The sequence below is a fragment of the Rhodoferax sp. genome, from assembly GCF_028688795.1.
Lineage (GTDB): Bacteria > Pseudomonadota > Gammaproteobacteria > Burkholderiales > Burkholderiaceae_C > Rhodoferax.
This window is the reverse complement of the sequence record NZ_JAQTXM010000009.1, coordinates 89,238-107,747: the sequence shown is the minus strand read 5'-3', so window position 1 is coordinate 107,747 and position 18,510 is coordinate 89,238. Positions and strand designations below refer to the sequence as shown.

Below are 18,510 nucleotides of genomic sequence, written 5' to 3'. Positions count from 1 at the left end.
TTTTGCCATGTTGTCCAACCCCGCCACCAAGTACCGCGCTTTCCCCACCATTGACTTGCCGAACCGCCAATGGCCCTCGCGCAGCATCACCCATGCGCCGATCTGGATGAGCTCTGACTTGCGTGATGGCAACCAGTCGCTGTTTGAACCGATGAACGTGGAGCGCAAGATGCGCATGTTTCGCACGTTGTGCCAGGTGGGGTTCAAAGAGATTGAGGTGGCTTTCCCCAGCGCCTCGCAAACCGACTTTGACTTTGTGCGCAACTTGATCGAAGGTGGCCACATTCCTGATGATGTGACCATTGAGGTGCTGACCCAGTCGCGCGAGCACCTGATCCGCCGCACCATCGAGTCCCTCAAGGGCGCACGCCGCGCCATCGTGCACGTCTACAACGCCACCTCACCGGCGTTTCGGGACATTGTGTTTGGCATGAGCAAGGATGAAATCAAGGAGTTGGCGGTGTCTTCGGTGCGGCTCATCAAAACACTGTGTGCGCAACACCCCGAGACCGAATGGGTCTTGCAGTACAGCCCTGAGGTGTTCACCAGCACCGAGCTGGACTTTGCCTGCGAGGTGTGCGACGCCGTCACCGCCGAGTGGGGGGCCACGCCCACCAACAAGGTCATCTTGAACCTGCCCGCCACCATTGAAGTGGCCACGCCCAATGTGTACGCCGACCAGATTGAGTGGATGCACACCCACCTGGCGCGGCGCAATAGTGTGCTCATCAGCGTGCACCCACACAACGACCGGGGCTCAGCGGTAGCTGCTGCCGAACTGGGCCTGATGGCCGGCGCGGACCGGGTCGAAGGCTGCCTGTTTGGCAACGGCGAGCGCACCGGCAATGTCGACATCGTCACGCTGGCTTTGAACATGTACACCCAGGGCGTGGCGCCGGGGCTGGATTTTTCTGACATCAACGCTGTGGCTCGCACCGTGGAGCATTGCAACCAGTTGCCGATCCACCCACGCCACCCGTATGTGGGTGATTTGGTATTCACCGCTTTCAGCGGCTCGCATCAGGATGCCATCAAAAAAGGCCTGGCGGTGCAGCAGCCCAACACGTTATGGAACGTGCCTTACATGCCGATTGACCCGGCCGACCTGGGCCGCAGCTATGACTCGGTGATCCGCGTCAACAGCCAGAGCGGCAAAGGTGGCGTAGCGTATTTGATGGAAGCCGAATTTGGCGTGGTCATGCCCCGGCGCTTGCAGGTGGAGTTCTCGGGCGAGGTGCAAACCTACACCGACACCCATGGCGGCGAGATGAGCGCGCAAGACATCTGGAACCTGTTTGAGTGCACGTATCTGGAGCCCGCCGTGGCGTCGATTCGTTATGTGGAGCACCAATTGTTTGACCACGCCACGCCGGGCAGCAAGACCCATGTGCAGGGTATTCGCATCGGTGTGGAGGTGAACGGGCAGCCCATGATGATCACAGGCGCGGGCAATGGCCCCATCGATGCGGCTGTGCATGCGTTGACAACCGTCGGCATCCAGGTGCAGGTGCGCAGTTATGAAGAGCGCTCCACCCGCGCCAGCACCAACGGGGGTGATGCCCAGGCTTGCGCCTTTTTGGAGCTGGTGTCTGCCGCAGGCAGCCCGGAGCGCTTTGGCGTGGGCATGGACACCAACATCGTCACCGCGTCGGTGAAGGCGCTCCTCAGCGGCGTGAACCGGTTGGGGCTGGCTGATGTGCTTGAGTTGGAGGGTGAAGCGGCTTGACACGGCCGCTGTCACGCCAGTTGCAGTTGAGTTAGTGGCATTTTAGGCCTCTAGCCCTTGTAAAACCTGCGCAAGCAGCTGCAATAAATATAGCGTCTAACCCTTTCACTCCGGTTCCTGCATCTCGCCATCGATGTACAACCAGCGCCCCGCTTCACGCACAAAGCGGCTGATTTCATGCAGGCGCACGCCTTTGCCGCTGTCACGGTAGCGGGCCACAAACTCCACCACACCCGCGTCGCCCGTGGCCTGGGCGTGGCGCACTTCCAGGCCCAACCATTTAACGGGTGACAGCTCCAGCTCACCCGGCGAGGTGGACGGGTGCCAGGTGGCCAGCAGGTAGTCAATCAGCCCCAACACGTAGGCGCTGTAGCGCGAGCGCATCAGTGCCTCGGGCGTGGGGGCGGGTGTGCCTTGTGCGTAGCCAGCATGCCACGGGCCGCAGCAGTCGCCATAGGGTTGACCGCTGTCGCAGGGGCAGGCGGCGTGGGCGGCAAGGGTGGTCTTTTTCATGCGCGCAATGGTAACGGCGCACAGACGCCAGCCGGCACGTAAACTGGTTGCCTCACCATGGACAATGCCACCCAGCCCACACCCAAGCCGCCGCCCGTGCCTCAGCCCGGCTCGGCATTGCTGGCGTGGCAGCGCCTCACCTGGCTGCAACGCTGGCTGCCCGGGCTGGCCACCTTGCGCAACTACCAAAGCGCATGGTTTTTGCATGACCTGGTCGCCGGCCTGGTGCTCACCGCCATTCTGGTACCGGTGGGCATGGGGTACGCCGAGGCCTCCGGGCTGCCCGCCATTCACGGGCTGTACGCCACCATCGTCCCGCTGCTGGCCTACGCGCTGTTTGGCCCCAGCCGCATCTTGGTGCTGGGGCCGGATTCAACTCTGGCGGCGGTGATTGCGGTGTTGATCTTGCCCATGGCCGCAGGCAGCGTTGAGCGTGCAGTTGTATTGGCGGGCATGCTGGCGCTGTTGTCGGGCGCCTGCTCGCTGCTGATCGGGCTGGCCCGTTTGGGCCTGGTGGCTGACTTGTTGTCCAAGCCGATCCGCATCGGGTTTTTGAACGCCATTGCCCTCACGGTGCTGATCGGCCAATTGCCCAAGGTGTTCGGCTTTTCGGTCAAGGCCGACGGCCTGCTGGAACAAACAACGCGGCTGGTGCAAGGCATTGCCGCAGGCAAGACGAACCAGATGGCACTGCTGATAGGCGGAGCCAGCCTGACGCTGATTTTGCTCATGGCCCACTGGCGGCCGCGTTGGCCCGGCATCTTGCTGGCGGTGGTGCTGGCCACCGCCGTGTCTGCCGGATTCAACCTGGCCGACACGTTTCAGGTGGTGGTGCTGGGCAACCTGCCGCAGGGCTTGCCACAGTGGCACATTCCGCTGGTGTCCTGGCGCGACATGCTGCAGCTGCTGCCGGGCGCGTTGATCATCTCCTTGCTGTCGTTTGCCGACACCAGCGTGCTGTCACGCGCACTGGCGCAGCGCGGGGGCTATCAGGTGAACCAGAATCAGGAAATGGTGGCATTGGGTATAGCCAACATGGCCGCCGGGGTGTTTCAGGGCTTTTCGGTTAGCGCCAGCGCGTCGCGCACGCCGGTGGCGGAATCGGCCGGGGCTAAAACTCAGCTCACCGGTGTGGTGGGGGCGCTGGCCATTGTGATGCTGCTGTTGCTTGCGCCGGGGCTGCTGCAAAGCCTACCCAGCGCGGTACTGGGGGCGGTGGTGATGGCAGCTTGCCTGTCATTTGCCGACGTGGCGGGCATGCGCGAGTTGTACCGCATCAGCAAGGCGGAGTTTGCGCTGTCACTGACCAGCTTTTTTGGCGTGGCGCTGATCGGCGTGATTGAGGGTATTGTCATCACCCTGGTGCTGGCCATGCTGTTGCTGCTGTGGAATGCCTGGCACCCGTATTTTGCGGTGCTGGCGCGGGTTGGCCGCACCAAGGGCTACCACGACATCACCCGCCACCCGGAGGGCCGCCAAGTGCCCGGCCTGGTGCTGTTTCGTTGGGACGCCCAGCTGTTTTTTGCCAATGGTGAACTTTTTCGTACACAAGCCAAACGCGCCATTGCCACCGCGCCCACCCCCACACACCGCCTGGTGGTGGTGGCCAATGCCATCACCCATGTCGACATCACCGCGGCTGATGCGCTGGTGAGCCTGTACCAGGAGCTCAAGCAACAAGGCATTGAGCTGTGGTTTGCCGGCCTCAAGGGCCAGGTCAAAGACCGGCTACGTGGCTACGGCACGCTCGACATCATTGGCCACGACATCTTTTCGCCCACCGTGGGCAGCGCCGTCAACCTGTACCGCGACACCCATGCGGTGAACTGGAAAGACTGGGATGAGGTGTGACGGCATCACCGCCGTGCACAGACAATGGCAGCCATTGGCCGGGCGTATGGGCCCGTTTTTAATCTGACAAAGGAACACCATGAAGGGTAATTTTGCGGCCATTGTGCTGGTGTGCGTAGGCACATTTTTTCTGCTGACCAACCTGGGGCTGATCAATGTCAGCCTGGCAGCACTGCTCAGAACCTGGTGGCCGCTGATTTTGATTGCGGTGGGTTTGTCGCTGTTTTTCACCAATAAAAAGTAGCACGCAACCCGCAGCTGCCGGCCATCCGTCCCATTTGAGACCGGCTTATCATCAGCCTACACACCTCAGGGACGAGACAAATTCAATGGCAACGCTGATACCCGCATTGAGCGCCTGCACCGCACGCATGACCAGCGGTGAGCGCCGCCTGGCCCAGCGGCTGCAAGACAAGCTCGACGACGATTACCTGCTGTGGTACGACGTGCCGGTAGGCCCCAGGCAGGCGCACCCGGACTTCATCGTGATGCACCCGCGCCGCGGCCTGCTGGTGCTGGAAGTCAAAGACTGGAAGCTCGCCACCATCGGGCAGGCTGACAAACACACCTGGACCATCCTGCCCGACGGCACGCCTAAAACCGTGATCAACCCGCTCGAACAGGCCCGCCAGTATGCGCACCAGGTAGTTGATGCCCTGAAACGCGACCCGCAGCTGACGCAGCCCGACGGCCCGCACCAAGGGCAAATTGCGTTCCCGTGGAGCTACGGCGTGGTCTTTACCAACATCACGCGCCAGCAATTCAAGGCCGCCGAGCTGCACCACGCCATCGAGCCGCACCGCGTGTTGTGCAAAGACGAGATGCTGGAAACGGTGGACGCCGAAGACCTGCAAAGTCGCCTGTGGGACATGTTCCCCTACATGATGCGCGGTGTGATGACGCTGCCCATGCTGGAGCGGGTACGCTGGATTTTGTTTCCCGAGGTGCGCGTGCCCACCCAGGAGCCGCTGTTTGATGACACCGACACCCTGGCCGACCTGCCCAGCATGATGCGCGTGATGGACCTGCAGCAGGAGCAATTGGCACGGTCTTTGGGCGACGGCCACCGCGTGATTCACGGCGTGGCGGGCTCGGGCAAAACCATGATTCTGGGTTACCGCGCGGAGTATTTGGCAAAGGCCAGCACGGCCAGCAGCAAACCCATCCTGATCCTGTGTTTTAACGAACCGCTGGGCGTGAAGCTGCACAGCGTGATGGCCGCCAAGGGCTTGGACGAGAAAGTGCATGTGCGGCACTTTCACAAATGGTGTCATGAGCAAATTCGGGCGTTTGGCCAGACCTTGCCTGCGCAAAGCGCTCACTTTTTTGATGACCTTGTCGATGCTGTGATCCGCGGTGTGGCGCGTAGCCAAATCCCCGGCGGCCAGTACCAGGCCGTGCTGATTGACGAAGGCCACGACTTTGCGCCCGAATGGCTCAAGCTGGTGGTGCAAATGGTAGACCCCGCCAGCAACAGCCTACTGGTGCTGTATGACGATGCACAAAGCATTTACAAGCGCAGCCGGCTCAAGTTCACGCTCAAGAGCGTTGGCATCAAAGCGGTGGGCAAAGGTTACTCAACCATCCTGCGCATCAACTACCGCAACACCCGGCAAATCCTGCAGGTGGCCAGCCTGGTGGCCGCCGATTTACTCAAGCCCGATGAAGCCAGCGATGACGACGACGCCATTCCAAGCCTGCACCCCATCAGCTGCGGCCGTGATGGCGAAGCACCGCTGATCATCCGCATGCCCACCTTGCGCGACGAGGCTTATGCCATTGCCGACCACTTGAGCACTGCCCACAACGAGGGTCACGCTTGGGGCGACTTGGCCGTGCTGTGTGCTGACTGGAAAACCCGCGACCTGTGCGCCCAAGTGCTACGCCAGCGTGGCCTGCCGCTGGAAAACCGCGTCAGTCCCGGCGACTTTGACCCAACCAGCGACAAGATCAAGGTGATGACCATGCACGCCAGCAAAGGCCTGGAGTTCCCTGTGGTAGCCCTGCCCGGTGTGGGGCACATGCCGGCCGCCGGTGAGGACGAGGCGGAAGCGGCTCGTGTGTTTTATGTGGCGGCGACACGGGCGACGCACCGGTTGGTGATTGGGGTGGGGGGAGACGGCGGATTTAGCCGGCGATTTGGGTGACAGCGTGTTGATGCCACCCGACCTTGCGCCTACTACGACCAAACTTTCGGCCACTTACGACCCTGTGGCTTGCCCGAAATTAACCCTGCGTCTCAGCCATTTCTGTGACCAACAGTCAATGGATTTGGAATGCCCTCAATAGGACACTCCTCCGTTCCCACCATGGGGCGCGTCATGACCTCTACCGCTTGCTGAGTTCCTTCCGGGTCGTTGACCCAGTTGCTGTAGAAGCTGAACGGGCAGGCTGCTGCGCCTTTGTCGCCTTCGCCTGAGTTGATCATTCCCGTATATCCGCGATGCAACAACTTGAAAAGATGGTTTTCGGATTGCCCGTTTTTTCGGAAATCTCGTATCAGGCTGGTGGAGAGCGCGGCGTATTGCACGCCATGGCCTTCTTCGCCGCACTCGCCCAGCGTGCGGCCATCAAACCCGATGATGGCGCTGTGTCCAAAGTAGCTGTACACCCCATCCCAGCCCGCGGCGTTTGCCACCGCAACATAAGAGTTGTTTGCCCAAGCCATGGCCTTCGCCATCATCACTTGTTGGTCCTTTGCCGGGTACATGTAGCCCTGGCAACGAACAATAAGTTCGGCACCCTTCATGGCGCAGTCACGCCAAATTTCAGGGTAGTTGCCATCATCACAAATGATCAAGCTGATTTTGATGCCTTTAGGGCCGTCGCTCACATAGGTGCAGTTGCCTGGGTACCAGCCTTCGATCGGCACCCACGGCATGATCTTGCGGTACTTTTGAACGATCTCACCCTGGTCATTCATCAGGATCAAGGTGTTGTAAGGCGCCTTGTTCGGGTGTTCTTCATGCTGTTCACCCGTCAGTGAGAAAACGCCCCAAACCTTAGCCTTGCGGCAGGCCTCCGCAAAAATTTCAGTCTCTACCCCTGGTACCGTTGACGCCGTGGCATACATCTCCTTGGCGTCATACATGATGCCGTGGGTGCTGTATTCTGGAAAGATCACCAGATCCATGCCCGGCAAACCGGATTTCATGCCGACGATCATGTCGGCAATCTTGCGCGCGTTGTCCAGAACCTCGGCTGTCGTGTGCAGACGCGGCATCGTGTAATTGACCACGGCCACACCGACCGTGTCTTTGCTGCTTGAAATGTCACCGTGCATCATGATGTAAGTACCTCAAAAATTAATGGCTGATCATCCAGGGCCGCTTGCTTGGAAACGCCTTATTTCCATTGGGCGCGGTCACTGTGGCCTTGCGACCAGCAGTCGAACAACATCCGCAACCTGGTGGATGGCGCAAGCGGGCGTATTCACTTGAGCGCTGAGGCTCATGCCGGGCGCGTTCATTGGTGGCCATGGCATGGCGTGTGCCACTGTCCATGAGTGCCAGCCGCGGTGCTGTGGCGAACACCCGTGCTGAAGCCGCTCCGCAGTCAGGACAGGCAACTGGCTCGTTTCGCTCAGCCAAGCTGCGAAAGGCATCAAAGCCTCCGCAGCTGGCACAGGCATAGTCATAAGTGGGCATGACAGAGGTCCCGAATCAGGTCAGGTCAGGTGACAGTGGCATGACCACTGAGCCGTCCAGGTACTTGATGGGTCCGGCCGCACAGGGGTTGATGTCGAAGTCAAAAATCTGCGTAGGAAGCCATAGCGTGGCACACGAATTGGGAACATCCACCACACCACTGATGTGGCCCTGTACCGGGGCAGTGCCCAGAATCGAATAAGCCTGCGCTCCTGAATAGCCGAATTTTTTCAGGTATTCAATGGCGTTCAGGCAAGCCTGACGGTAGGCCACATTGACATCAAGGTAGTACTGTTTGCCGCTTTCATCGACACTGATGCCTTCGAAAATCAGGTAATCGTTATAAGTAGGCGTGATCGGGCTCGGTTTAAAAATTGGATTCTTGATGCCGTATTTGGCCATGCCGCCTTTCAGCAGCGTGACTTTCATGTGTACCCATCCAGCCATCTCGATGGCACCGCAAAAGGTGATTTCACCGTCGCCTTGGCTGAAGTGCAGGTCGCCAACAGACAGGCCTGCGCCGTCCACATACACGGGGAAGTACACCTTGGCACCTCGCGACAAATCCTTGATGTCGCAATTGCCACCATGTTCACGAGGAGGCACTGTGCGAGCACCCTCTGCGGCCGCTTTGGCCTTGGCCTCACCTTTTAATCTGCCCATGTGGGCGGTGTCTGCAAACGGAGGGTTCGCAAGACCGGCGGTGGGGTCGGTATCAATCAGGGCCTGCTCACGGGCATTCCACATCTCAAGCATTTTGGGGTCAGGCAAGCAGCCAATCAAACCTGGATGGATCAATCCAGCGTAATTGACTCCGGGCACATGGCGTGAACTGGTGAACATGCCTTTAATGTCCCAAATCGATTTCTGTGCCTCGGGAAAGTGCTCAGTGAGAAAGCCCCCACCGTTCTTTTTCGAGAAGAAGCCGTTAAATCCCCATAAGCTGTCTTGTTTGGCGCCAATGTCCAACAAATCAACCACCAACAGGTCGCCAGGCTCTGCGCCCCTTACGCCCACGGGGCCCGACAAGTAGTGCACCGTACTCAGGTCGATGTCACGCACATCATCGGCTGAATCGTTGTTTTTGATGAACCCGCCGGTCCAGTCGAAGGTCTCTAGGATGAAATCATCACCCGGATTCACCCAAACAGCCATCGGTATATCAGGATGCCAGCGGTTGTGGATATTTTCGTTCTCAAGCGGTGACTTGCTCAGGTCAACGGAAATCAGTGTTTCGGCCATTTCGTTCTCCTTCAGGGTTGAAAATAGATAAAGATGAAAGCTAAACAGACAGGTAGGACTTGATGTGTTGCTGGTCGGTATCAACGCGTGCGGTTTCATGCACAAACCGGCCGCCCTCGATCACAAACAGCCGGTCTGCCACATCCATGGCAAACGACAGGACTTGCTCAGACACGATGATGGTGATCTGGCGCATCTTGCGTATCTCGTTGAGCGCTTTGGCGATGTCTTTGATGATGGATGGCTGGATACCTTCGGTAGGCTCATCCAGCAACAACACCTTGGGGTCAGTCGCCAGGGCGCGTGCGATGGCTAACTGTTGCTGCTGACCGCCAGACAGGTTGCCACCTTTGCGCCGCCGCATGTCCCACAACACCGGAAACAGGGCGTATATTTCCTCGGGCACGACTTTTTCTTTGGCATTTTCCAGGCCCGTCTGGATGTTTTCCTCCACGCTCAGGGTTGGAAAAATCATGCGGCCCTGTGGCACATAGGCGATGCCCTTGGCCACCCTGCGAAAGCTCTCGTCATGGGAGACATCCTGTCCCGCCACACTGATGCTGCCACCCTTGATTGGCAAGATTCCCATCAGGCTCTTGAATAGAGTTGTCTTGCCCATGCCATTGCGCCCCATGATGGCTACTGTTTCATTGACACGTCCTTCAAAAGAGACACCATGCAGGGCTTCGCTCTGCCCGTAAGCCACTGATAAATTCTGAACTTGCAGCATTGAATATTCCTTTCGCGATGAATGAACGAGGGTCAATGCCCAAGATAGACTTCAATGACCTTGGGGTCGGCTTGCACTTTGTCCATGGGGCCCTCGGCAAGAATCTTTCCCTGGTGCATAACGGTGACCTTGTGGGCAATCTTCTTGACAAACTCCATGTCGTGTTCGATCACGATCACGGCGCGGTTCTTGCAAATACGCTGAAGCAGCTCAGCCGTCAGGTCTCGCTCCCGCGAGCTCATACCGGCAATTGGTTCATCAAGCATGAGAAGTTCTGGATCTTGCATCAGCAACATGCCTATTTCCAGCCACTGCTTTTGCCCATGCGAGAGCAAACCCGCCTCGGTCTCCAACCGGTCAGCAAGTCCAATGTCAGCAGCTACGGCCTCCACACGGGAACGAATGTCATCCGTGCACTTGAAGGCCAGCGCGCCCCAGACTGAACGACCAGCGGGGTAGGAGACCTCCAGGTTCTTGAAAACCGAAAGGTTTTCGTAAATGGACGGTGTTTGAAACTTGCGGCCGATTCCCAGGCGAACCCGCATGTGTTCCGGAATTTGGAGGATCTCCTCATTCTTGAACTTGATGCTGCCGCCGCTGGCCCGCGTCTTTCCGCAAATGAGGTCAAGCAGCGTTGTTTTCCCGGCACCGTTCGGACCAATGATCACGCGTAATTCGTTTTTATCGATGTACAGGTTCAGCGCATCGATTGCCTTAAACCCGTCAAACGATACGGTCAGATCTTCGACAGCGAGGGCAAAGTCGGTGTTACTCATGGGTATCTCCTTTGGTCTTCAAACGCTCTGGCTGCGAATGCCATCAGGCATTGCCTTGCCGTCGGGCGATTTTTCAGTTGGATCTGCTGGACGCAGGGAAGGCATGGCCACGGTCACGGGCCTCACAACTGCCGCTGCGCGCAAAGCCTCCCGGCGTGCTTTCCACCATGGCACGATGTGGCTCTCCCAGAGACCAGCCAAGCCCATGGGAAATGCCATGGTCACGCCGATGAACAGGGCCGCCATCAGAAACAGCCAGGCCTCTGGGAAACTCTCTGAGAAGAAGGTCTTGCCAGCATTGACCAACAGCGTGCCGTAAACCGCACCCACCAGGCTCATGCGTCCGCCCACCGCAGCAAAGATCACCATTTCAATCGAGGGAACGATGCCAACGAAACTGGGGGACATGAAGCCCACCTGCAGGGTAAACAGTGCCCCACCAATCCCCGACAGAGCTGCTGCGAGACAGAAGGTGAAAATTCGAAAATCTGCCACGTCGTATCCAGAAAAGCGCACCCGGTCTTCTTTGTCACGCATGGCAAGCAACAGCGTGCCAAGCTTGCTGGTCTGTATCCAGCGGCACAGCACGATGGCAGCCACCAGCAAACCCACGCACACGTAGTACAAAATGTATTTGGCGCTGTCGGTTCTGGTGTCCCAACCCATAAGTGTTTTGAGGTCGGTCATGCCATTGACACCGCCGGTGTAACCCTGCTGACCGACGATGAGCACGGTGAGAATGAGCGCCACTGCCTGCGTAATGATGGCAAAATAGACACCACCGACGCGTCGCTTGAACATTGCAAAACTCACAATCCAGGCCAACAGGGTGGGCACAACGATCACAGCGGCCAGTGCGAATGGAAAGCTCTTGAAAGGCACCCACAAGGTTGGCAACTCAGTGATTTGGTTCCAATCCATAAAGTCTGGTATGCCAGGTGTGGATTGGATCTTGGTGCTCACGGGATCAGATGCCTCTAGCTTGAGAAACATCGCCATGGCATAGCCACCCAAACCAAAAAACACCCCTTGTCCCAAGCTAAGTACACCCCCGTAACCCCACACCATGACCAGGCCAATCGCAACAAAGGAATAGGTGAGGTATTTGCCAATCAGGTTGAGCCGAAAGATGTCGAGCGTGAGCGGCAACACCACCACGAGCAACACCGTCAACACCACCAGACTAGCGAGCTGGTAGCGCTGAATCCAGGCTTTTAAGAGGTTCATAACGATCTTCTCCAGAAAATTTTGGGCTTGCGGGATCGCACAATTAGCGGCGTACTTTGCTGGCGAACAAACCCTGCGGCCTCGCCATCAATATCAATACGACCAGTGACAGGGTCAGCATCTTGGCCATCGACCCGGCCATGAAGAATTCAGTGATGGATTGGGTTTGGGCGATTCCAAATGCCGAAACCACCGTGCCCAACAAACTGGCTGCGCCACCAAAGGTGACCACCAAAAAGGCGTCGACGATGTAAAGTGACCCTGAGGTGGGACCAGTTGAGCCGATGGTGGTGAATGCGGCACCAGCCACGCCTGCGATGCCGCATCCAATCGCAAAGGTCAAGCGATCAGTCTTACTGGTGTCGATGCCAATGGCATTGGCCATGACACGGTTGCTCACTGTGGCCCGAACCCGCAAGCCCCACCGGCTTTTGTGGAGGGCAATCAGCACGCCGCAGGTAACGACGGCGGTGAGTCCGAGCACAAACATACCGTTAATTGGTATATCGAGGCCTTCGGAAGGTGCCCAAGAACCCAGCAACCAGTCTGGTAGTGTTGGGCTGACCTCTTTGGGGCCGATGAATGTGCGAAAGCTCTGCTGCATGGCCAGGCTCACACCCCAAGTTGCCAGCAGTGTGTCCAACGGTCGCTTGTACAAGTGGCGTATCAGCGACCACTCAATGAGCCAGCCCGCGGCAAAGGCAAAGGCAAAAGCAGCCAGGATGGCCAGCGGAAAATAATAGGCGGTAGCGCCTGGACTGATAGAAGACGCTAGCGTAGAACCTAGATAGACCGTGTAGGCGCCGATCGTCATGAATTCACCGTGTGCCATATTGATCACACCCATTTGGCCAAAGATAATGGCCAGTCCAAGACCCATGAGCAGCAGTACGGCAAACAGGCTAAGGCCAGCAAAGCCTTGCATCAGGCCGATGTTGAGTAATTCATTGAAGCTCATTGTGCTGACTCCTGCCAGTAAAAAATGGAATTTGCACTGCAACCGGTCCTGAACTGAACCTGGAGCCGGTTGCTCGGACTAGGGCTTACTGATAACCCTTGGGGAACGGATCCGGCTTAATCAATTCAGGAGACTCTGCCACCACCTTAAAGGAGGCATCAGGCATACCCATGGCGATTCGCGACTTACTCCACAAGTGGTGGTTTGGATCAAGCTTTACATACCCTTCGGGTGCAGTCTTGAGCTCGATGCCTGGCGACGCAGCGACGACTTTGTCGACGTCAAAGCTCTTGGCTTTCTCGACTGCAGCCTTCCAGAGCCAGGGACCTAAGTAACCCGCCTGAGTCACATCGCCGATCACAGAGTCTTTGCCATACTTGGCTTTGAACGCTGCGACAAATTTCTTGTTGTTGTCGTTGTCGAGCGACTGGAAATACTTCATAGACGAGTAGAAGCCTGCAAAGTTCTCTCCGCCCACACCTGTCATTTCATCTTCAGTTACCGACAACGTCACCAGAAGCTGCTTGTCACCGGTGATGCCGGCTGCTTTAAGCGCTTTATAGAAAGCCACGTTGGAGCCACCCACCACGGCCGCATAGATGCAGTCTGGCTTTTGCAGCTTGATCTTGTTCATGAGTGAACCGAAATTGGTACTGCCCAGCGGGTAATACTCTTCGCCAACGACTTTGCCCTTCTGGAAATTCTCAATGTGCTTACGCGCAATCTTCATCGAGGTGCGTGGCCAGATGTAGTCAGAGCCAATCAAAAAGAAGGTCTTGGCCTTCTTCTCGGTCTTTGCCCATTCCAGGCTGTACAAAATCTGCTGGGTGGCTTCCTGGCCGGTATAAATGACGTTTTTGGATTGCTCCAGACCTTCATAGAAGGTAGGGTAGTACAGCAGTCCGTTTTCTTTCTCGAACACTGGCAGCACCGCTTTGCGCGAGGCTGAGGTCCAGCAGCCGAAAACGGCGGCACAGTGGTCGTTGATCAACAGTTTCTTGGACTTTTCAGCGAATGTGGGCCAGTCGGAGGCGCCATCTTCTTTGATCACCTTGATCTTGCGGCCGAGGACACCCCCCATGGCATTGATTTGATCAATCGCCAGTTGCTCGGCTTGAATCGAGCCTGTTTCGGAAATCGCCATGGTCCCGGTCGCAGAGTGCAACTGACCCACAGTGACCTCCGTGTCGGTCACCGCGAGCTTGGTGGTGTTTACGGCGGCAGTGGGCTGACCAAAACTCCACGCTGGAATCCCAGCCACAGACGCGGCACCCAACATTTGCAGCACCCGGCGGCGACTGGCATCTGGGGATTCGGGGGTAGCGGCATTCAGCTCTGAAAGTTGCTTCATGGAAAACTCCTAAGAGGGTTAAGGAAATGAAATCAGCGAAACACCGATTTGTCGCTACTTTAGGGAAATCCCTTAGTTGCGCATATACGTTAAATAACGTACGCGACTGCACCAATTTGGTTTGATCGGCGAGAACAGTTCTTGCTTGGTTCATTCACATGAGACCCGCAAATAGCTCCACGCCTGCTGCCCAAAAGATTTTTGGCTTTCGTCGCGAATACAACTCATGGGTGGCCGACGAGACCATGGAGGACTACGCGTTGCGCTATACGCCGCGCAGTTTTCGCAAGTGGAGTGAATGGCGGGTGGCCAACACCGCCTTTGGCTCACTCTCTTTTTTGGCACTGGAGGCCATCGGTGGCGCCATCGCCGTCAACTACGGTTTTTCGAATGCCATGTGGGCCATCCTGGTGGTGGGCCTGATCATCTTTTTCACCGGCCTGCCTATCGCCTACTACGCAGCTCGCTATGGGCTGGACATGGACCTGCTCACCCGCGGCGCCGGCTTTGGTTACCTCGGCTCCACGATCACGTCATTGATCTACGCGGTGTTCACCTTTATCTTTTTTGCGCTGGAAGCAACGATCATGGCGTTGGCAGTGCAACTTGCCACGGACTGGCCGTTGGCGTGGTGTTGTGTGCTTTCAGCTGTGGTGATCATTCCGCTGGTCATACACGGCATCACATTGATTTCGCGGCTGCAGGCCTGGACCCAACCGCTGTGGCTATTCCTGCTGCTGCTTCCGTTTGTCTGGATTTCGCTCTCGCAGCCGCAGCTGTACCGAGACTTTGCTGGCCTCACTGGTTTGCGCTCGGGTAGCAATGGATTTCAGCCACTGATGTTCGGTGCCGCAGCAACGGTAATTTTTTCACTGGTCGTGCAGATTGGCGAACAAGTCGATTTTTTACGATTCCTGCCCGAGCGCACGCGGCAGAACCGCGTGCGTTGGTGGTTAGCCGTACTGGTGACTGGACCGGGCTGGATCGTCATGGGCATGCTGAAGATGGCAGGCGGTGCATTTTTAGCCTTTGCCGCCATGCAGTTCGAGGTCGCACCCGAACGCACCACGGAGCCGACCCAAATGTATTTGGCCGGGTTTACTCAAGCCGTTGGACATCCGGGGTTGGCACTGGCGATGACCGTGGTGTTTGTCATCATTTCCCAGATAAAAATCAATGTCACCAACGCATATGCTGGCTCCCTGGCCTGGTCGAACTTCTTTGCCCGTATTACACGCAGCCATCCGGGCCGTGTAGTCTGGCTCGTATTCAATGTGGCGATTGCTACGCTGCTGATGCTGCTTGGGGTGTTTGCCGGCATTGAGAAAGTGCTGGCTGTGTACAGCAACGTGGCCATCGCTTGGGTCGGCGCCTTGGTGGCCGACTTGGTCATCAACAAGCCACTAGGCCTTAGCCCCAAGGGTATCGAGTTCAGGCGGGCACACCTCTATGATTTCAACCCGGTTGGCATGGGATCCATGTTGGTGGCTGCCCTAGTAGCAAGCCTGGCATACGCAGGGTTAATGGGTGAAACTGCCGCCGCATTTTCCCCCTTTATCGCGCTTGGTCTGGCGATGGCGCTGGCACCGCTACTGGCTTGGGCCACCCATGGCCGCTACTACCTTGCACGCACGCCGGTCGGCAACTGGCTACCGGGTCAGTTGGTGCGGTGCGCAGTCTGCGAAAACCAGTTCGAGTCAGAAGACATGGCGAGTTGCCCGGCCTACCGCGCACCCATCTGCTCGCTGTGCTGTTCCCTCGAATCACGCTGTCACGACCGTTGTAAAACCAACTCCCGGGCCTCCGCCCAGTTAAGAGACTGGCTTGCTACTTTGCTACCGCCACAAGTAGCCGTGCGAGTCAACTTCCGTGTTGGGCAGTACCTGACTGTCTTGTTGTCCATCAGCGCCGTCATGGCGTTCTTCTTCGGCGTGGTTTATGTCCAGGAAAGCCTAAAGACTCCTGGGGAGTTGCTGTACACGCCCTTCCTCAAGATCTATGCTTTGCTGGTGCTGCTGGCTGCAGTGTGCTCTTGGTGGGTCGTACTGACCACCGACAGCCGACGTATGGCACAAGACGAATCAGAACGTCAGACCCAGTTATTGATGCTGGAAATAGATGCGCACCGTCGTACAGACGTTGAGCTGCAGGCAGCCCGCGACCGCGCCGAAGCAGCCAGCCTGGCCAAGACTCGCTATGTGGCAGGTATGTCACATGAACTGCGCACGCCACTCACAAGCATCCTGGGCTATGCACATATTCTGCTGAAAAGCCCGGATATTTCCATCTGGATCCGCGAAAAAATCGCCACCATGCAACGAAGCGGCCAGCACATGCATGCACTGATCGACGGCTCATTGGACTTGGCACGCATCGAAGCAGGCCGATTGAAACTCGACCCAGTTCCCCTACCGCTAGGTCAATTGCTGGAGGATGTGGACCGCATGGTGCGGCCGCAGGCTGAGGCCAAGGGTCTGCGTTTCACCGTGCAGGAAGAAGGAAATGTGCCGGCCTGGATACGCGCCGATGCCAAGCGACTGCGCCAGATATTGATCAACCTACTGAGCAATGCCGTTCGATTCACCAGCGAGGGTGAGGTGCTGTTAAAGCTCGATTTTCGCAAACTGGTTGCGCGCATTGATGTGGTGGACACCGGCATTGGCATTGCGTCACAAGACCAAAAGCGGATTTTTCTTCCATTTGAGCGCGGAAGCGCTGGGCGCCGGGCCGCTGAAACCGGTACCGGACTGGGTCTGACCATCACCCACCTCTTGACAGACATGATGGGAGGCGAACTCACCTTAAAAAGTCGTACAGGACACGGCAGCACATTTTCTCTGCGCTTGTATCTGCCAGGAATTGCGCCTGACCCCCGCTACCCGTTGCCCGCGGCCTTGCAGATGAGGTCAGTCACTGGCTACCTCGGAGAACGCAAGACACTGCTGGTGGTGGACGACCAACCGCTGCACCGGCAGTTGCTAGCCGGAATACTGATGCCATTGGGTTTTGTCGTGCGGGAAGCTGCGAGCGGTCAAGAATGTATGGAAATATTGGCACACAAACCACCTGACCTACTGCTTCTTGACATCACCATGGACGACCTGGACGGTTGGGAAACAGCGCGCTTGGTGCGCCAGAAATTTACTTCATCCAATCTGCCCGTGGTGTTTGTCTCAGCCAATCTTTTCGACAATCAACCCGAGCGGCTGGCCGAACTGAATTGTCAGGCCTTTGTCGGCAAGCCAGTGATGGAGTCCGAGCTGTTAGACGCTCTGCAAAAGTCACTTTCGATTGAATGGGTTCGTGACCTTGCTCCCATCGCCCCACCAGTTAGCATTGTTCGCGATCGGGTATCTGGCCCGCCTCTGCCCGCCGACTTGCGTGAAGAATTGCAGCGGCTGGCACGCCAAGGACAGGTGGCTGCTTTGCGCCAGCGACTTTGGCAGGCCCAGAACAATGAACCAGCCCACGCGGCCACATTGGCATTGCTGCTAGCGTGTGCTGATCGGTTCGATTTCCAAACCCTGATTGAATACATCAGAGATACCGCAGAGTTAAGTGATGACAACGCCGACCAATAAAACCACGCAGGGCACAAATGCGCCTGCTCAGCCCGTGATACTGGTCGTTGACGATGCGCTCGACACGTTGCGCATGATTTGCGATGCGTTGGTTAACGAAGGTTATGTGGTGCTTGCGGCACGCGACACACTGGAGGCACTTGATCGCTTTGAAGTCACCGTGCCAGATGGTGTCCTGCTCGATGCGGTCATGCCTGGCAGAGATGGCTTTTCGCTGTGCGAACAAATAAAGGCCACGCCGGCTTGGTCCCACGTGCCTGTGTTGTTCATGACCGGACTCTCTGAAACTGACCAAATACTGCGCGGCTTCGCCTGTGGTGGCGTTGACTACGTGGTGAAGCCACTGCGCATTCCAGAAGTCATGGCGCGCTTAGCCACACATGTGCGCAATGCCCGCGTTGCGCGATTGGTCCGCGAAGCCGTTGATGTCGCAGGTATGGGCATTGTTTTGCTTGATTCTCAAGGCCGCATGGCGTGGCGATCGCCTCAGGCGACCACCTGGTTGGAAGATGCCTTCGGTTCCGACAACTTGATGCTGGCGCAAACTTCCCAGTGGCTTGGTGTCGCCCTGTCTGAGGGTGTTTGCTCCACCACATTGAACAATGGCGGGCGCCTGCTGGCTCGTCACATGGGCCCAAGTAGCCTAGGGGAATCCATGTTGTTACTGACCATGACCACGCAAGACCAAAACACAACGCAGCGTCTGAGGGACATCGCCCTGACCCCGCGCGAGACGGAAGTGTTGTCATGGCTTGCCAAAGGCAAGACGAACCGGGACATTGCCGACATTCTTGGAATGAGCCACAGGACAGTAAACAAACACCTTGAACACGTTTTTGAGAAGTTGGGCGTCGAAACCCGGTCTGCCGCTGCAGCCATTGCAGGCCGACTTCTGCCACAGCCGTAAG

General features: G+C 57.4%; 15 protein-coding genes. 6 read left to right on the top strand and 9 right to left on the bottom strand.

The window, feature by feature from the left end; translation table 11 throughout:
- Nucleotides 1-7 precede the first annotated feature (7 nt).
- Entirely contained in the window at nt 8-1,726 is a 1,719-nt protein-coding gene (gene leuA / locus PHQ58_RS08895; protein WP_300109988.1) for a 2-isopropylmalate synthase, read from the top strand.
- A 105-nt stretch (nt 1,727-1,831) separates the two neighbouring features.
- Here leuA and PHQ58_RS08890 read toward each other — a convergent pair whose 3' ends face one another.
- On the bottom strand, nt 1,832-2,239 hold the full coding sequence (locus PHQ58_RS08890) for a YchJ family metal-binding protein (protein WP_300109986.1): 408 nt from the start codon (nt 2,237-2,239) through the stop codon (nt 1,832-1,834).
- Nucleotides 2,240-2,296: 57 nt separating this feature from the next.
- On the opposite strand from PHQ58_RS08890, the gene PHQ58_RS08885 reads away from it, so the two are divergent.
- From PHQ58_RS08885 to PHQ58_RS08875, 3 genes are all read left to right on the top strand, one after another.
- A complete protein-coding gene (locus tag PHQ58_RS08885) occupies nt 2,297-4,090 on the top strand; it encodes a SulP family inorganic anion transporter (RefSeq protein WP_300109984.1) in 1,794 nt (597 codons plus the stop codon).
- Between the two features lie 79 nt (nt 4,091-4,169).
- Complete coding sequence (locus tag PHQ58_RS08880; RefSeq protein WP_300109982.1) at nt 4,170-4,334, top strand: DUF5668 domain-containing protein; 165 nt, start codon at nt 4,170-4,172, stop codon at nt 4,332-4,334.
- 85 nt (nt 4,335-4,419) lie between these two features.
- Complete coding sequence (locus PHQ58_RS08875; protein WP_300109980.1) at nt 4,420-6,237, top strand: 3'-5' exonuclease; 1,818 nt, start codon at nt 4,420-4,422, stop codon at nt 6,235-6,237.
- Between the two features lie 92 nt (nt 6,238-6,329).
- Here PHQ58_RS08875 and PHQ58_RS08870 read toward each other — a convergent pair whose 3' ends face one another.
- The 8 genes from PHQ58_RS08870 to urtA form a co-directional block, all read right to left on the bottom strand.
- Nucleotides 6,330-7,376 (bottom strand): aliphatic amidase, encoded by a 1,047-nt coding sequence (locus PHQ58_RS08870; RefSeq protein WP_300109978.1) that lies wholly within the window; start codon nt 7,374-7,376, stop codon nt 6,330-6,332.
- A gap of 19 nt (nt 7,377-7,395) precedes the next feature.
- The gene (locus tag PHQ58_RS08865; protein WP_300109976.1) at nt 7,396-7,737 is read right to left on the bottom strand and encodes a zinc ribbon domain-containing protein; all 342 of its coding nucleotides are present in this window, start codon (nt 7,735-7,737) and stop codon (nt 7,396-7,398) included.
- A gap of 15 nt (nt 7,738-7,752) precedes the next feature.
- Entirely contained in the window at nt 7,753-8,979 is a 1,227-nt protein-coding gene (gene fmdA, locus PHQ58_RS08860; RefSeq protein ID WP_300109975.1) for a formamidase, read from the bottom strand.
- Between the two features lie 40 nt (nt 8,980-9,019).
- Nucleotides 9,020-9,709 carry an urea ABC transporter ATP-binding subunit UrtE gene (gene urtE / locus PHQ58_RS08855; RefSeq protein ID WP_300109974.1) on the bottom strand — a complete coding sequence of 230 codons (690 nt, stop codon included), beginning with the start codon at nt 9,707-9,709 and terminating at the stop codon, nt 9,020-9,022.
- Nucleotides 9,710-9,741: 32 nt separating this feature from the next.
- Complete coding sequence (gene urtD, locus PHQ58_RS08850; protein ID WP_300109972.1) at nt 9,742-10,485, bottom strand: urea ABC transporter ATP-binding protein UrtD; 744 nt, start codon at nt 10,483-10,485, stop codon at nt 9,742-9,744.
- 18 nt (nt 10,486-10,503) lie between these two features.
- A complete protein-coding gene (gene urtC, locus PHQ58_RS08845; protein WP_300109970.1) occupies nt 10,504-11,712 on the bottom strand; it encodes an urea ABC transporter permease subunit UrtC in 1,209 nt (402 codons plus the stop codon).
- Nucleotides 11,713-11,755: 43 nt separating this feature from the next.
- Complete coding sequence (urtB, locus tag PHQ58_RS08840) at nt 11,756-12,670, bottom strand: urea ABC transporter permease subunit UrtB (protein WP_300109968.1); 915 nt, start codon at nt 12,668-12,670, stop codon at nt 11,756-11,758.
- Between the two features lie 85 nt (nt 12,671-12,755).
- Nucleotides 12,756-14,021 (bottom strand): urea ABC transporter substrate-binding protein, encoded by a 1,266-nt coding sequence (gene urtA / locus PHQ58_RS08835; RefSeq protein ID WP_300109966.1) that lies wholly within the window; start codon nt 14,019-14,021, stop codon nt 12,756-12,758.
- A 158-nt stretch (nt 14,022-14,179) separates the two neighbouring features.
- Between urtA and PHQ58_RS08830 the strand changes: the two genes are divergently transcribed.
- A complete protein-coding gene (locus PHQ58_RS08830; RefSeq protein WP_300109964.1) occupies nt 14,180-17,602 on the top strand; it encodes an ATP-binding protein in 3,423 nt (1,140 codons plus the stop codon).
- Nucleotides 17,583-18,509, top strand: a complete 927-nt coding sequence (locus PHQ58_RS08825; RefSeq protein WP_300109962.1) for a DNA-binding response regulator — start codon at nt 17,583-17,585, stop codon at nt 18,507-18,509. Before PHQ58_RS08830 ends, PHQ58_RS08825 begins: the two co-directional genes overlap by 20 nt.
- Nucleotide 18,510 lies beyond the last annotated feature (1 nt).

Coding starts and splice junctions, on each gene's coding strand:
- leuA (WP_300109988.1), top strand. CDS start 8: ATGTTGTCCAACCCCGCCACCAAGTACCGCGCTTTCCCCACCATTGAC.
- PHQ58_RS08890 (WP_300109986.1), bottom strand. CDS start 2,239: ATGAAAAAGACCACCCTTGCCGCCCACGCCGCCTGCCCCTGCGACAGC.
- PHQ58_RS08885 (WP_300109984.1), top strand. CDS start 2,297: ATGGACAATGCCACCCAGCCCACACCCAAGCCGCCGCCCGTGCCTCAG.
- PHQ58_RS08880 (WP_300109982.1), top strand. CDS start 4,170: ATGAAGGGTAATTTTGCGGCCATTGTGCTGGTGTGCGTAGGCACATTT.
- PHQ58_RS08875 (WP_300109980.1), top strand. CDS start 4,420: ATGGCAACGCTGATACCCGCATTGAGCGCCTGCACCGCACGCATGACC.
- PHQ58_RS08870 (WP_300109978.1), bottom strand. CDS start 7,376: ATGATGCACGGTGACATTTCAAGCAGCAAAGACACGGTCGGTGTGGCC.
- PHQ58_RS08865 (WP_300109976.1), bottom strand. CDS start 7,737: ATGCCCACTTATGACTATGCCTGTGCCAGCTGCGGAGGCTTTGATGCC.
- fmdA (WP_300109975.1), bottom strand. CDS start 8,979: ATGGCCGAAACACTGATTTCCGTTGACCTGAGCAAGTCACCGCTTGAG.
- urtE (WP_300109974.1), bottom strand. CDS start 9,709: ATGCTGCAAGTTCAGAATTTATCAGTGGCTTACGGGCAGAGCGAAGCC.
- urtD (WP_300109972.1), bottom strand. CDS start 10,485: ATGAGTAACACCGACTTTGCCCTCGCTGTCGAAGATCTGACCGTATCG.
- urtC (WP_300109970.1), bottom strand. CDS start 11,712: ATGAACCTCTTAAAAGCCTGGATTCAGCGCTACCAGCTCGCTAGTCTG.
- urtB (WP_300109968.1), bottom strand. CDS start 12,670: ATGAGCTTCAATGAATTACTCAACATCGGCCTGATGCAAGGCTTTGCT.
- urtA (WP_300109966.1), bottom strand. CDS start 14,021: ATGAAGCAACTTTCAGAGCTGAATGCCGCTACCCCCGAATCCCCAGAT.
- PHQ58_RS08830 (WP_300109964.1), top strand. CDS start 14,180: ATGAGACCCGCAAATAGCTCCACGCCTGCTGCCCAAAAGATTTTTGGC.
- PHQ58_RS08825 (WP_300109962.1), top strand. CDS start 17,583: ATGACAACGCCGACCAATAAAACCACGCAGGGCACAAATGCGCCTGCT.